Consider the following 13288-nt stretch of genomic DNA (forward strand, 5'->3'; position numbering starts at 1 on the left):
CGCGGACAACGCGGGGCCCGGCCGGGTACGCCCCGAGATGTACTCGCCGACCACACCCGGGGCGGATGATGCAGACGAGTTACCTGAACTTCACGCACTTGGGGAACTCTTGACACGTGTTCCTACGTACTATTACCGGCCACCCAAATTCTCGGCCGTCCTGGCAGTACGGGGAATGTATATGCGGCATTTCGGGCACGTCCCGCCGACGGTGCGGAAGGACCTCTTCCATCAGGAGCCCTGCGAGTTCACCGCGAGCTCCTCAGCACGCGTGCTGTCGGCCGCCCTCGGTGCCACCCTGTACAGCCCGGCGACGCGGCCCACGCTCGCCGACGATGTCCTGAAACAGGCTCGCCGCGGTGTCGTGTCCATGGTGCTGTGCCTGGAGGACTCGATCGACGACGCCGAGGTGGTGGCCGCCGAGGCCAATCTGATCCGCCAGTTCGCCGACCTCGACGCCCGCGCCGAGGAGGTCCCGCTGCTCTTCGTGCGGGTCCGCGAGCCCCTCCAGATACCCGACCTGGTGCAGCGCCTGGGCGCCTCGGCACGCCTCCTGTGCGGCTTCGTCCTGCCGAAGTTCACCGAGGAGCGCGGCCTCGACTTCCTGGAGGCGCTCACCGCCGCCGAGTCCGCGAGCGGGCGCCGGCTCTTCGCGATGCCCGTCCTGGAGTCGCCCGAGCTGCTCCACCTGGAGACCCGCACCGAGACCCTGACCGGGATCGCGCGCACGGTGGAGAAGTACCGCGAGCGCGTCCTCGCCCTGCGCCTGGGCGTCACCGACTTCTGCTCCGCCTACGGCCTGCGCCGCTCGCCCGACATGACGGCGTACGACGTGCAGATCGTGGCCGGGGTCATCGCGGACGTGGTCAACGTGCTCGGCCGGGCCGACGGCAGCGGCTTCACCATCACCGGGCCCGTGTGGGAGTACTTCCGGCTCCAGGAGCGGATGTTCAAGCCCCAGCTGCGCCGCAGCCCCTTCCTCGAAGGGCGCGCCGAGGAGCTCCGCACCACGCTGATCGAGCACGACCTGGACGGCCTGCTCCGCGAGATCGAGCTCGACCGGGCCAACGGGCTGCTCGGCAAGACCTGCATACACCCCTCGCACGTGGTCCCCGTGCACGCCCTGTCCGTGGTCAGCCACGAGGAGTTCAGCGACGCCCAGGACATCCTGCGGCCCGAACGGGACGGCGGTGGGGTCCTGCGCTCCTCGTACACGAACAAGATGAACGAGGTGAAGCCGCACCGCGCCTGGGCCGAGCGCACCCAGCTGCGGGCCGAGGTGTTCGGCGTCGCCGCGGAGGGCGTCGGCTTCGTGGACCTGCTGGCGGCCGGGCTCGCCGACTGACGTGCACGGACGAACAGCGCGCACGAGACGTACGAACGAACAGAGGGACACAGCAACGTGGTTGAGTGGTCGGGAACCTGGGTCGCCGAGCGGCTGGGCGTCGAGCTCGTCGGGGACGAGCGGCTGAGCGGTCTGCTCGGGCTCGCCCTGCGCCGCAACCCGAAGCGCGCTCACCTCCTCGTGTCGAACGTGCTGGGCAAGCACGTGCCGCAGAGCCCCTCCGTGGTGTGGCGCGCGGGATACGAACTGGGTGTACGCGTAGGCGAGTTGCTCGGCGCGGAGGCGGCCGCGCGGGCCGTGGTGCTCGGGTACGCCGAGACCGCCACGGGCCTCGGCCACTCGGTCGCCGACGGCCTCGCCCTCGCCCCCTTCCTGCACTCCACCCGCCGCCCGGTGCGGGGCGTGGCGGCCGCGGGCGGCTTCGAGGAGTCCCACTCCCACGCCACCTCCCACCTGCTGCTGCCCGAGGACCCCCAACTCCTCGCGGGGCAGGGCCCCTTGGTCCTGGTCGACGACGAGTTCTCGACCGGCAACACGGTCCTCAACACCATCCGCGACCTGCACGCGCGCCACCCGCGCGACCACTACGTGATCGTCGCGCTCGTCGACATGCGCTCACCCGAGGACCGCCGCCGCCTCGACGCCTTCGCGGCGGAGATCGGCGCCCGCGTCGACCTGGTCGCCTCCGCGTCGGGCACGGTACGGCTGCCGGAGGGGGTGCTGGAGAAGGGGCGGGCGCTGGTGGAGGAGTACGAGACGGCCGGGCCCGGACCCGCACCGCACGAGAGCGCCGCTCACCCCTCGATGTGCACCCGGGTCGAGGTGGGCTGGCCCGCGGGGCTTCCCGACGGGGGGCGGCACGGCTTCACCCCGGCCCACCGGGCCGCCCTGGACGCCGCGCTGCCCGGTATGGCCGCCCGCCTCGCCGAGGCCCTCCCCGCTCCCGGCGGCGCGGGGACACCGCGCGTCCTCGTGCTCGGCTTCGAGGAGCTGATGTACGCGCCGCTCCGGCTCGCCGTCGCCCTCGAAGAGCTCGGCGGCGCCGAGGTGCGCTACTCCACCACCACCCGCTCGCCCGTGCTCGCCGTGGACGACCCCGGGTACGCGATCCGCACCCGCCTCGCCTTCCCCGCGCACGACGACCCGGCCGACGGCCCCGGCGAGCGGTACGCGTACAACGTCGCGGGCGGCGGCTTCGACGCGGTCGTGGCCGTGGTGGACTCGGCCGCCGACACCCCCCGACTGCACGCCCCCGACGGCCTGTTGGCCCAGCTCGCCGCCCACATACCGCACGTCGTGCTCGCCGTGCTGCCCTCGTACGTACCCGAAGGTGCCTCCATGTCCGAGCCGCTGCCCGAACCCCTCAGGGGCCCCGCCTTCTCCTCCTACGCGCCCGACGACGTGGGCTGGCTGCTCAAGGACCTGTCCGGGGTCGAGCTCGAAGCCCCCACCGAGGAGCGCGAGGAGGCCATCCAGAGCGGCGGCGCCCACTACGCGGAGTCGTTGCCCGTCGAGTACCAGCCGAGCCCGCAGTACCAGGAGCTGTTCCGCGCCGCGCTCGACACCTCGGCCCACCGGATCGCGCGGGCCGTCGGCGTGGTCACCGAGACCGTCCTGACCGAGAGGTCGCCGCGCCCCGTGCTCGTCTCGCTCGCCCGGGCCGGGACGCCCGTCGGCGTGCTGATGCGCCGCTGGGCCCGGCACCGCCACGGCCTGGACCTGCCGCACTACGCGGTCTCCATCGTGCGCGGCCGGGGCATCGACCCGAACGCGCTGCGCTGGCTCGCCGCCCACCACGACCCCGCCGACGTGGTGTTCGTCGACGGCTGGACGGGCAAGGGCGCCATCACCCGCGAACTGGCCGCAGCCCTAGGGGAGTTCCCCGAGTTCGAGGGCTTCGATCCGGAGATCGCCGTGCTCGCCGACCCCGGCTCGTGCGTGCGGACGTACGGCACCCGTGAGGACTTCCTGATCCCGTCCGCCTGCCTCAACTCCACGGTCTCCGGACTGATCTCGCGCACCGTGCTGCGCCGGGACCTCATCGGCCCCGGCGACTTCCACGGCGCCAAGTTCTACCGGGAACTGGCCGGGGCCGATGTCTCGGGCGACTTCCTCGACGCCGTCACCGCCCGCTTCGACGAGGTCGAGGCCGACGTGGACCACGAGGCCAAGGCCCTGCGGGACGCCGACCGCACCCCGAGCTGGGAGGGCTGGGCGGCCGTCGAGCGGATCAGCGAGGCCTACGGCATCCACGACGTCAACCTGGTCAAGCCCGGCGTCGGCGAGACCACCCGGGTGCTGCTGCGCCGGGTCCCCTGGAAGATCCTCGCCGGGCGGGGCGCCGGGGCCGACCTCGACCACGTACGGCTGCTCGCCGAACAGCGCGGGGTGCCGGTCGAAGAGGTCGACGGGCTGCCGTACCGCTGCGTCGGACTGATCCACCCCCAGTACACGCGGGGCGCCACCGGCGCGGACGGCAAGGCGGTGGCGGCTCAGTGAGCACACCGCTTCCGCTGGTCGCCAGCGACCTCGACCGCACGCTGGTCTACTCCGCCGCGGCCCTCGGCCTCACCATGCCGGACCACCGGGCCCCGCGTCTGCTCTGCGTCGAGGTGCACGAGCACAAGCCCCTCTCGTACGTCACCGAGCAGGCGGCCCGGCTGCTGGCCGAGCTGAAGACGGCGACCGTGTTCGTGCCCACCACGACCCGCACCCGCAAGCAGTACCAGCGCATCCAACTCCCGGGCCCTCCCTCGGAGTTCGCGATCTGCGCCAACGGCGGCCACCTGCTCGTCAACGGCGTGTCCGACCTCGACTGGGCGCGTGAGGTGACCGCCCGCATCGCCGCCGAGTGCGCCTCGCTCGACGAGGTTCGCGCCCATCTGCGGGCCGTCGCCGACCCGGGCTGGCTGCGCAAGGAGCGGGTCGCCGAGGACCTCTTCGCCTACCTCGTGGTCGAACGGGAACTGCTGCCCGAGGAGTGGGTCAAGGAACTGGCGGCCTGGGCGGACCCGCGCGGCTGGACGGTCTCGCTCCAGGGCCGCAAGATCTACGCGGTGCCGAAGCCGCTCACCAAGAGCGCGGCGGTCCGCGAGGTGGCCCGCCGCACCGGCGCCGAACTGACCCTGGCCGCCGGGGACTCGCTCCTGGACGCCGACCTGCTGCTGGCCGCCGACCGGGGCTGGCGCCCGGGCCACGGCGAGCTCGCCGAGGCGGGCTGGCAGTCGCCCGCCACCGAGGCGCTGGCCGCGCGCGGGGTGCTCGCGGGCGAGGAGATCCTGCGCCGCCTCCTGGCCGCCGCCGCGTGCTGACGGAGGACCGCCGGACCGTGCTCCACCCGGTACGGTCACCGCATGACCAAGGGAAACAGCACCAAGATCACTGACGAGTTGTACGCCTACATGCTGGCCCACAACCCCCCGCTGGACGCGGTGCAGCAGGGGCTCGTCGAGACGACGTACGAGCGGCTGCCGGATTTCGCGGGCATGCAGTCGGCCGAGGAGCAGGCGCCGCTCCTCGCCTTCCTCGTACGGCTGGTGAACGCCCGTCACATCGTCGAGGTGGGGACCTTCACCGGGTTCTCGGCGCTGGCGATGGCGCAGGCGCTCCCGGCCGACGGGAAGCTGATCGCCTGCGACATCTCCGAGGAGTGGACGGCGTACGGCAAGGAGGCCTGGGCGAAGGCCGGGGTCGCCGACCGCATCGACCTGCGGATCGCGCCCGCCCTGGACACCCTGCGGGCGATGCCGGCCGAGCCGCACATCGACCTCGCCTACTTGGACGCGGACAAGGGCAACTACATCGCGTACTGGGAGGAGTTGGTGCCGCGGCTGCGACCGGGCGGCCTCATCGCGACGGACAACGTCCTGTACCACGGCCAGGTCCTGGACCCGGAGGCGACCGGCGCGCCCGCCGCGATCCGCGCGTTCAACGAGCACGTGGCCGCGGATGAGCGCATGGACAGCGTCATGCTGACCGTCGCGGACGGTCTGACCCTGTCCCGCAAGCGGTAGCACCCCGCGGGGGCGGGGTCCCGCGGCGACCAGCCCAGCCTTTGCGCAGTTCCCCGCGCCCCTGAAGTGCCGCCGTCCGCCCACGGATCCTGCGTGCCCCGGGGCGCTGGGGAGCTGCTTTTGTCTGCGGGCCGCTGATGGCTCGTCGCGCAGTTCCCCGCGCCCCTGGGGGTATGGGGCTGCCTTTTGTCTGCGGGTCGTACGTGGCTGGCCGCGCAGTTCCCCGCGCCCCTGAAGTGCCGCCGTCCGCCTATGGACCCTGCGTGCCCCGGGGCGCTGGGGAGCTGCTTTTGTCTGCGGGCCGTGCGTGGCTGGCCGTTCCCCGCGCCCCTGGCGGGGCTGGGGCGGGGCGGGGCGACGCATGAGCCCTTAGCCGCAGCAGCCGCCTCCGCAGCAACCTCCGCCGCCGGCGGACGGGGTGGGCGAGGACTTCGCGGTGCCGGCCACGGCCACCGTGGAGAGCAGCTTCACCGTGTCGTCGTGGCCGACCGGGCACGGTGCGGGGGCGGCGGACTCGGCCATCGGACGGCTGAGTTCAAACGTGTCGCCGCAGGTGCGGCAGCGATATTCATAGCGAGGCATACCCCAAGCCTAAGCGCCCCGAAGCCAACCCCGCCGAGATTCCACCCGGCGAGACACACGCCGCCAGGGGCGCGGGGAACTGCGCGAGCAACCCCGCACGGTCCGCGGCCGAAGGAGCCCGCAGGGGGCTGATGGCACGCACGGCGAGGTGCATGCCGCCGGGGGCGCGGGGAACTGCGCGAGCAACCCCGCACGGTCCGCGGTCGAAGGGGCCCCAGGGGGCTGATGGCGCATGCGGCGAGGCACACGCCGCCAGGGGCGCGGGGAACTGCGCGAGCGGCCCCGCACGGCCCGCGGGCGAAGAAGCAGCGTGCCTCCCGGCCCGGACGCCCCGCCGCCCCGTATGACCGCGCGCATCCAGAGGGTCAGCGTTGGTGCCGCGCCCTCCAGTACGGGTTGTCGTGCGGCAGGAAACCGGTGACCCGGCCGTACATCCCGAAGACCATCAGAAGCAGCCCGACCACGAAGCTGAACAGCACGTTCTGCATCTTGAAGGCCAGGAAGTTGCGCGAGGTGTCCAGCAGGGCGAGGTTCACGAACCCGCTGATCAGGAACAGGACGCCGAGCACGATGTTGAGCGTCGAGGCGAAGTTGCCGCCCCTGACCATCCCGTACAGGAGCAGCACGCCGACGACGATGGACAGCACGCTCAGCGCGCCGTTGGCGTTGAGCCCGGCGACCTGGGCGCCGCCGGTGTCGAAGAACCCGATCTGGTGGATCAGGCCGAGGATGCCGAAGACCAGCAGGGCGAGCCCCATCACCCCGGCGCCGAAGCGGTAGACACGGCTGAGGCGGTGGTCGACCGGCAGATGTTCGTTGAGCGAGACCCGGCTGTGGTTGAGGCGCTGCGAGATCGTGTGGGTGGCCATCGTGGGGGCCCTCCTCATCCGTAGGCACGCAGGGCGTACGTACACCAGGATCCGCCCGGGCGGGGCCAGCAACAACTCAGCGGGAGGCCCGCCGCTACGACCCGCGACAGCCGGTCACGCGCCGTGGCCGCGCTCCTCGCGGATGCGGGCCACCACCTGCGCCACGGTCGCCCGCACCGCCTCGGTCTCGGTCAGGAAGTGCCAGTAGTCCGGGTGCCTGCCCTCGAGCGTGGCGATGGCCCGCTCCAGCCGCGCCACCGATTCGTCCAGGGGTCCCGCGTGCTTCGGATCGGGGGTGTTGCGGCCGGACATCGCCAGCCGCTGGGCGTCGCGGATCGCGAACCGGGTGCGCTGGATCTCCTGCTGCGGGTCCTTCGCCACGGCGTTGAGCCGGTTCAGCCGGTCACCGGCGGCCGAGACGGCCTCGTCGGTGGTGTTGAGCAGCGCCCGCACCGTACTGAGCCGCGAGGTCGCGTCGGCCCAGCGCTGCTCATCGCGCGCCTTGGCCGCCTCCTTGAGCTTGTCCTCCGCCTGCCGTACGGAGACGACGGCCTGCTCGGGCACCTGCTGGAGGTCCTGCCAGCAGGCGGCGGCGAAGCGCCTGCGCAGCTCGCTCAGGACCGGGTCGACCGCCCCGGCCCGGGTGGTCAGCGCCTGGGCGCGGGTGCGCAGCGAGACCAGCCTGCGGTCGATCTCGGCGGCCCTGGCGGGCAGTTGCTCGGCCTCGGAACGCAGCGCCTCGGCCTCGCGCAGCACCCGGTCGGCACGCTGGAGCGTCTCGGGCACGCCGTGTTGCCCGGCCCCCTGGTTGAGCTTGGTGAGCTCCGGCCCGAGCGCGGCGAGCCGGGCCGCGAGCTCGTCGGCCCGCAGCCCCGAGGCGCGCACGGCGTCCAGGGCGGTGCTGGCGCCGAGCAGCGCGTGCCGAGCCCGCTCGATGGCCGGGGCGAGCCGGGCGAGCTGGGTCTCGGCGGTGTCCAGGAGGGGCCGCAGGTTCTGCTCGAAGCGGTCGAGCTCGCCCTTCACCCGGACGAGTGCGTCCTTGGCGGCGGTCAGCTCGGCCCGCGCCCGGGAGGCGACGGAGGCGTCCAGGTCGTCCCGGTCCAGGTCGTGGGCGTCGACAGCGGTGATGTACTGGTTGCTGACCTCGTCGATGCGGCGGCCGAGCGCCTCGAAGTCGTCCACGGCCCGGCGGCCGCCGGGCGAACTGTCCACCGCCGTGATCGTCTCGATGGAGATCCGCAGATCGCGCTGGGCGGTGTCCAGTTCGTAGAACGCGGCCGCCGCCGCGTCCTTGGCCGCCTGCGCGTCGGCGCGCATGCTCTCGCCCCGCCCGCCGAACCAGCGGCGCGTGCCGCCCCCGGCGAAGGCACCCGGCAGCACCGCGGCGCCGAGCACCACGGGGAACGCGATGAGCGCCAGCACGTCCCGGACGGTGGCACCCGCTCTGCTGTACGGCCGCGCGTGTGTCGCCGTCACATCCCTCTCCCGTGCTGAGTCGCCCTGCCCGTTCCATTCTCCCACCAGGAAAGGACGAACACACGGCCCGGTCAGTTCACGCTTCCCCTCTCCCTCCTCACCGGTTCTTACGGGTTTGCGACCGCACCCCATGAGCCATGTACGCTGTTCCCTCATCCACGGGTGTGTAGCTCAGGGGTAGAGCGCTGCTCTTACAAAGCAGATGTCGGCGGTTCGAAACCGTCCACGCCCACCGGTACGAAGGCCCCCCGCCGATCTTGGCGGGGGGCCTTGCGCATTCACTCCGGACGTCGCCGCCGACGGCAACTCCGATCCGGGTCGCCTCCTGAGCGGCCGGTCGGGGCCCCTGGCATGGCCTGGCCGCCTCAGGCGTTCTCCCACACGGGCTTGCGGCGGGCGATCTCGTAGAGCTGCCGTACCTGCTCGGGCCGGAGCACTCCCCTGAGAGGGGCCAGTGCGGAGACGGCCCGCTCCTCATAGACGCGGACATCGAGCAGGGTGGGGACCTTGTCGAGGTGGCGGATGTCGACGAAGACCAGGACCGGTGTCACCGGGACCTCGAAGCCGCAGTAGCGCTCCAGCACCCGCCGCACGCGCCTGGCTTCGGCACGGCTCTTTCGCAGATAGGGCTGGGGCTTGCCGTGGTCGACCTTGACCACGTCGTCTCCGACCCAGACGTCCTTGTCGGGATGACGCTTGGTGTTGATGCTGAACACGCCGCCGGGCCCGATGAGGAGATGGTCGATGTCGACATCGCGGGGAAGCGGTACGGAGTGCAGGACGAACCAGCCGTCTGCGGACAATCGGCGCAACTCCCGGCCCACCCGCTTCTCACCGGCCAGCCCCTTCCGCCAGGAGTCCCACTCGGTCTCGCGACGCAGAAGCAGGTCCACGAAGCGCTCGACGGGGCCGGGCCCCTCGTCGCGGAGCTTGTCCCGCAGGGCCTTGCCCGGCTCTCGCAGAGCGAGGTCGTCCTCCCGGCCGAGCTCGGGCAGGGGGCGCGGTGCGGGGCGGGGTGGGGCCGGAGGCCGGGGCGGGGGAGCGGGTGGATCGGCGCTGGGAAGGTACTGAACGAGGGCCTGGGTAGCGGCAGTTCGGTACTCGTCCCGCAGGATGGTGACCTCGCCGGTGTGCCGGTCGAGGAATGCGACGGCCACTCCGTTCGGGAGGTTCACATACAGCCGGTCATGCCCGTACCGCTTCCACACAGTGATCTTCAGTTCGCTCACGCTGGCCCCCCGGCGTCGGCGTGCTCCCCCGCACCAACATGTCAACAGCCGAGGTAGCGTCCCCGCAAGACGGCAGACGCCGTAGAAGCCGCCCTGTGCCCTCAAGGGGTGCTAAGCCTTGGTTACTTGGTTCAGGAAACGGGTTCGCCCGGGACATCGCGTGCCCAAGCGCGGAAGCGGTCGAAGAGGTGTGTGCGTCTGCGCGCCGAGCTTTCGGACGTGCGGGGAGGAAGCGCGCCCGGTGTCTGGTCGCGGCACACCTTCGACGCGCTGTGGCGGCGAGCCGCGGCCCTGAGGAGCCCGCCAGAAGGCCGCCCGTGGAGGTGACCGCGACGGCGCGGCCGGTTCGGCGGCCTCGTTGAGGTGAGGGGCCGGACGACCGCGGCGTCGGCCCATGGCCACCCCCTCCATCAGCGCGCAGGATGAAAGGGCGTGTTCGGCGGGAAGCCCCGTCGGGGTGGGGACGGGGCTTCTCGGCCGGTGCCGCAGCGTGCTCGGGGAAACGCTCGGCCCGGGGCCCGGCGGGTCAGGAGCGGGGAGGGACTCCGCCGGATGGCCGAGATTACGCCTGTGGTTGGCTGAAAAGTAACCCCCGTGCGGGATGTGGCTGCCATGGATCCGCGGGGCTGTGGGGGCCTGGGAGTTCGGGCGCGGTTCCGTGTGGTTCGGGTTCTGGTTCTGGTGCGTGGTGAGGGTGAGGCGAGGGGTGATCATGGTCGTGAAGCGGAGTCTGCGGGCGGCGTACGCACGCGCCCGCGCGGCACAGCCCTGCTATCCGGAGGTGGGCGCGACCGGCGAGCGGGCGCTGCCCGGCGCCGAGGCCGGGTACCGCACCTTCCGGCGGCGGATCCGGGTCGGGTACGGACAGGACACCTTCGAGCGGGCCGGTGCGCTCGTCCTGGCCTGGGGCGCGCAGCGCGGTGCGGGGTTCGGGGTGCGGCCCGCCGCACCCGCCGTGCCCGGCGCGACCGTGCTCATCGTCGCGCGACCGCCCGGCCTGCCCTTTCCGCGCCTGGTCGTCCCGTGCCGGGTGGTGTGGACCGTACGGGCCGCAGAACGCATCGGATTCGCCTACGGCACCCTGCCCGGACACCCCGAATGCGGCGAGGAGGCGTTCGTCGTGGGGCGTGAGGCCGACGGGCTGGTCTGGTTCGAGGTCATGGCGTTCTCGCGGCCCGCACGCTGGTACGCCCGGCTCGGCGGACCCCTCACGCGCCTGCTCCAGGACCTGGTGGTCCGGCGTTACCTGCTGTCGGTGGCCGCCGCCGTCCGCGAGGGACCGCCCTGACGACGGGAACGCCGACGGGGCGCGGCACGTCTCCCAGGGAGGTGCGTACGGGCGCCTTCGGGGAGTGCGGGCGGGCATTCCCGGGGAGGCGCGCAAGGGCACAGGAGGCGGTGGCACACTGGCCGCTCGTTCGGGGAAGGGAATCGGGTCGTGGCGATGATGCGGAACCTGCGGAGGGCGGTGCGCCGCGCCTACCGGCGGACCGTCGACCTCAGCCATCCGGCGCGCTCGCCGCTGGGGAGCGCGGTCGTCAACTGCGTCGTGTACGCGGACGGCATGCGGCAGAAGGAGGACTGCCCCGTCGACGAGGCGCTGCGCCGGGTGCGCAAGGCGGGCGGCGGCGCCTTCGTGTGGATCGGGCTGCACGAGCCGACCGAGGAGGAGTTCGCGGGGCTCGCCGAGCTGTTCGGGCTGCACCCGCTGGCCGTCGAGGACGCGGTGAGCGCGCACCAGCGGCCCAAGGTCGTGCCGTACGACGACATCCTGTTCTCCGTCTTCAAGACGTGCCGGTACGTCGAGCACGAGGAACTCACCGCCAGCAGCGAGGTGGTGGACACCGGGGAGCTGATGGTGTTCACCGGGCCCGACTTCGTGATCACCGTGCGGCACGGCATGCACGGCTCGCTCGGGCCCCTGCGGGAGGTGCTGGAGAAGGAGCGCGAGCAGCTCGCCAAGGGGCCCTCGGCCGTGCTGCACGCCATCGCCGACCACGTCGTCGACGAATACCTCGCCGTCACCGACGCCATGCAGAGCGACATGGACGCGGTCGAGACGGCCGTCTTCGCCGAGAACGCGGGGCGCGGTGACGCCGGGCGGATCTATCAGCTCAAGCGTGAACTCCTGGAACTGAAGCGGGCGGTGGCACCGCTCGACCGGCCGCTGCAGAAGCTCGCCGGTGAAGCGGTGCCCTCGGTCGCCGCGGACGTCAGGCCGTACTTCCGCGACGTCGCCGACCACCTGCTGCGCACCACCGAGCAGATCGCCGCCTTCGACGGGCTGCTCGACTCCATCCTCCAGGCCCACCTCGCCCAGGTCACGGTGGCCCAGAACGAGGACATGCGGAAGATCACGGCGTGGGCGGCCATCGTCGCGGTGCCGACCATGGTGTGCGGCATCTACGGCATGAACTTCGAGAACATGCCCGAACTACACTGGCGCTACGGCTACTTCATGGCCCTGGGGGTCATGGCCGTGGCCTGTTTCGTCATCCATCGCGGGTTCCGGCGCAACGGCTGGCTCTGAAGCCCGCCGCCGCGCCGGTGCTGACGGCCGGTCAGTTGCGGTGCCGGGAGAACAGGCCCTGGCGCTCGCGCCGGTAGCGGCGCTCCCAGCGGTCCATCCGGTCCCGGCGGGCACGGTAGGCGCGGTAGTCGGAGTCCATGCGGCCGGATCCGCCGCCGGAGGCCGAACCGCCGCCGCCTACGCGGCGGTTGAGGGTGAGCAGAGCTGCCACGACGGCCACCCAGAAGACGATGCTGCCGAGGCTGAGTCCGAATCCGTACAGGATCAGGGCGAGAAGGATCATCCAGAGGATCATGGTGGGTCCTTGAGGGACAGATCGGGGGCTTCCCCTGGCCCCCGTTTCAAGCCTCCAAGGTACTCCGGGACCGCGCGAGTTGCCCCCGGGTTAACGGCCGGTGGAGCCCGGCCACCCCCTCAACCCGCCGTGCGGCGGCTCTCGTTGAGGCCGCGCAGCCGCTCCATCTCGCGCCGGTCACGCTTGGTCGGACGGCCCAGACCGCGGTCCCGTACGCCCGCGGCGAGGACGTCCGCGCGGGCGGGCGGCGGCGGGCTGTCGTCGACGTAGGCCTCGACCGCGACCGGGGCGCCGACCCGCTTGCGCAGCAGCTTGGCCACCTTGACGATCCGCTCCCGGCCGTCCATGCGCAGCCGCACCTCGTCGCCCACCTTGACCTGGTGGGCGGCCTTGACGCGCTCGCCGTTGACCTGGACGTGGCCGGCCCGGCAGGCCGTGCCCGCCTGGGAGCGCGTCTTGGTGAGCCGGACCGACCAGATCCAGCTGTCGACGCGTACGGGGCCGGTGCTGGTGCCGTTCGCTTCTTCCGCCATGCCGTCGACTCTAGACGGCGACGGCGGCGCGGCCGCGCGGATTTCGGACCCGGACCCGGAGTGCCGGTCGCTGCACCCGGAAGGCGTTGTCAGTGGCGTCGGTCACACTGGGGGCATGTGCAGAAGTATCAAGACGCTGAGGCCGCCGGCCATGCCGCAGGAGGCCACCGACGACGACATCAGGGCCGCGGCCCTGCAGTACGTACGCAAGGTGTCCGGCTTCCGGGCGCCCGCCGAGCACAACAGGGAGGTCTTCGAGCGCGCGGTGGACGAGATAGCGGAGGCGACCCGCGAGCTGCTCGCCGGCCTTGAGGTGCGCGGGGCGGCCGCGCGGAAGCCCGCCTAGCCAGGAGGGCGGGCAGGATGGGCCGCGCGCGCTGGGCGGGAGGGGGTGCCTTCGTCAGGCGTGGCGACGC

General features: G+C 72.4%; 13 protein-coding genes and 1 tRNA gene. 8 read left to right on the forward strand and 6 right to left on the reverse strand.

What is annotated here, in order from left to right; all coding sequences use genetic code 11:
• The first annotated feature begins 181 nt into the window (after positions 1-181).
• The 4 genes from DT019_RS05450 to DT019_RS05465 are packed head-to-tail and all read left to right on the forward strand — an operon-like array spanning position 182 to position 5358.
• Positions 182-1345, forward strand: a complete 1164-nt coding sequence (locus DT019_RS05450) for an HpcH/HpaI aldolase/citrate lyase family protein (protein ID WP_114035484.1) — start codon at positions 182-184, stop codon at positions 1343-1345.
• 57 nt (positions 1346-1402) lie between these two features.
• Positions 1403-3844, forward strand: a complete 2442-nt coding sequence (locus DT019_RS05455) for a phosphoribosyltransferase (RefSeq protein WP_114035485.1) — start codon at positions 1403-1405, stop codon at positions 3842-3844.
• On the forward strand, positions 3841-4656 hold the full coding sequence (locus DT019_RS05460; protein WP_114035486.1) for an HAD family hydrolase: 816 nt from the start codon (positions 3841-3843) through the stop codon (positions 4654-4656). The genes DT019_RS05455 and DT019_RS05460 overlap by 4 nt, the downstream gene beginning before the upstream one ends.
• Before the next feature lie 42 nt (positions 4657-4698).
• Positions 4699-5358 (forward strand): O-methyltransferase, encoded by a 660-nt coding sequence (locus DT019_RS05465; protein ID WP_114035487.1) that lies wholly within the window; start codon positions 4699-4701, stop codon positions 5356-5358.
• Positions 5359-5727: 369 nt separating this feature from the next.
• On the opposite strand, the gene DT019_RS05470 is transcribed toward DT019_RS05465, so the two are convergent.
• The 3 genes from DT019_RS05470 to DT019_RS05480 form a co-directional block, all read right to left on the reverse strand.
• Entirely contained in the window at positions 5728-5940 is a 213-nt protein-coding gene (locus DT019_RS05470; protein ID WP_114035488.1) for an FmdB family zinc ribbon protein, read from the reverse strand.
• Positions 5941-6305: 365 nt separating this feature from the next.
• Positions 6306-6809 carry a DUF4383 domain-containing protein gene (locus tag DT019_RS05475; RefSeq protein ID WP_114035489.1) on the reverse strand — a complete coding sequence of 168 codons (504 nt, stop codon included), beginning with the start codon at positions 6807-6809 and terminating at the stop codon, positions 6306-6308.
• Positions 6810-6923: 114 nt separating this feature from the next.
• Positions 6924-8285: a hypothetical protein gene (locus DT019_RS05480; RefSeq protein ID WP_114035490.1), complete on the reverse strand. Its 1362-nt coding sequence runs from the start codon at positions 8283-8285 to the stop codon at positions 6924-6926.
• A gap of 160 nt (positions 8286-8445) precedes the next feature.
• Here DT019_RS05480 and DT019_RS05485 point away from each other — a divergent pair.
• Positions 8446-8517, forward strand: a tRNA-Val gene (locus DT019_RS05485).
• Between the two features lie 133 nt (positions 8518-8650).
• Here DT019_RS05485 and DT019_RS05490 read toward each other — a convergent pair.
• A complete protein-coding gene (locus DT019_RS05490) occupies positions 8651-9514 on the reverse strand; it encodes a nuclease-related domain-containing protein (protein WP_114035491.1) in 864 nt (287 codons plus the stop codon).
• A gap of 712 nt (positions 9515-10226) precedes the next feature.
• Between DT019_RS05490 and DT019_RS05495 the strand changes: the two genes are divergently transcribed.
• Positions 10227-10802: a DUF1990 family protein gene (locus tag DT019_RS05495; RefSeq protein ID WP_114036020.1), complete on the forward strand. Its 576-nt coding sequence runs from the start codon at positions 10227-10229 to the stop codon at positions 10800-10802.
• Between the two features lie 156 nt (positions 10803-10958).
• Positions 10959-12044 carry a magnesium/cobalt transporter CorA gene (gene corA / locus DT019_RS05500; RefSeq protein WP_114036021.1) on the forward strand — a complete coding sequence of 362 codons (1086 nt, stop codon included), beginning with the start codon at positions 10959-10961 and terminating at the stop codon, positions 12042-12044.
• A 31-nt stretch (positions 12045-12075) separates the two neighbouring features.
• On the opposite strand, the gene DT019_RS05505 is transcribed toward corA, so the two are convergent.
• Positions 12076-12339 (reverse strand): hypothetical protein, encoded by a 264-nt coding sequence (locus DT019_RS05505; protein WP_114035492.1) that lies wholly within the window; start codon positions 12337-12339, stop codon positions 12076-12078.
• Between the two features lie 119 nt (positions 12340-12458).
• Positions 12459-12872, reverse strand: a complete 414-nt coding sequence (locus tag DT019_RS05510; RefSeq protein ID WP_114035493.1) for an RNA-binding S4 domain-containing protein — start codon at positions 12870-12872, stop codon at positions 12459-12461.
• Positions 12873-12987: 115 nt separating this feature from the next.
• Between DT019_RS05510 and DT019_RS05515 the strand changes: the two genes are divergently transcribed.
• Positions 12988-13218: a DUF2277 domain-containing protein gene (locus DT019_RS05515; RefSeq protein ID WP_114035494.1), complete on the forward strand. Its 231-nt coding sequence runs from the start codon at positions 12988-12990 to the stop codon at positions 13216-13218.
• Positions 13219-13288 lie beyond the last annotated feature (70 nt).

This window comes from Streptomyces sp. SDr-06 (assembly GCF_003324565.1).
Taxonomy (GTDB): Bacteria; Actinomycetota; Actinomycetes; order Streptomycetales; family Streptomycetaceae; genus Streptomyces.

What these genes read in the sequence shown, in the direction of transcription:
- DT019_RS05450 (WP_114035484.1), top strand. Translation starts at nt 182, where the DNA reads ATGCGGCATTTCGGGCACGTCCCGCCGACGGTGCGGAAGGACCTCTTC.
- DT019_RS05465 (WP_114035487.1), top strand. Translation starts at nt 4,699, where the DNA reads ATGACCAAGGGAAACAGCACCAAGATCACTGACGAGTTGTACGCCTAC.
- DT019_RS05470 (WP_114035488.1), bottom strand. Translation starts at nt 5,940, where the DNA reads ATGCCTCGCTATGAATATCGCTGCCGCACCTGCGGCGACACGTTTGAA.
- DT019_RS05475 (WP_114035489.1), bottom strand. Translation starts at nt 6,809, where the DNA reads ATGGCCACCCACACGATCTCGCAGCGCCTCAACCACAGCCGGGTCTCG.
- DT019_RS05495 (WP_114036020.1), top strand. Translation starts at nt 10,227, where the DNA reads ATGGTCGTGAAGCGGAGTCTGCGGGCGGCGTACGCACGCGCCCGCGCG.
- corA (WP_114036021.1), top strand. Translation starts at nt 10,959, where the DNA reads ATGATGCGGAACCTGCGGAGGGCGGTGCGCCGCGCCTACCGGCGGACC.
- DT019_RS05505 (WP_114035492.1), bottom strand. Translation starts at nt 12,339, where the DNA reads ATGATCCTCTGGATGATCCTTCTCGCCCTGATCCTGTACGGATTCGGA.
- DT019_RS05510 (WP_114035493.1), bottom strand. Translation starts at nt 12,872, where the DNA reads ATGGCGGAAGAAGCGAACGGCACCAGCACCGGCCCCGTACGCGTCGAC.
- DT019_RS05515 (WP_114035494.1), top strand. Translation starts at nt 12,988, where the DNA reads ATGTGCAGAAGTATCAAGACGCTGAGGCCGCCGGCCATGCCGCAGGAG.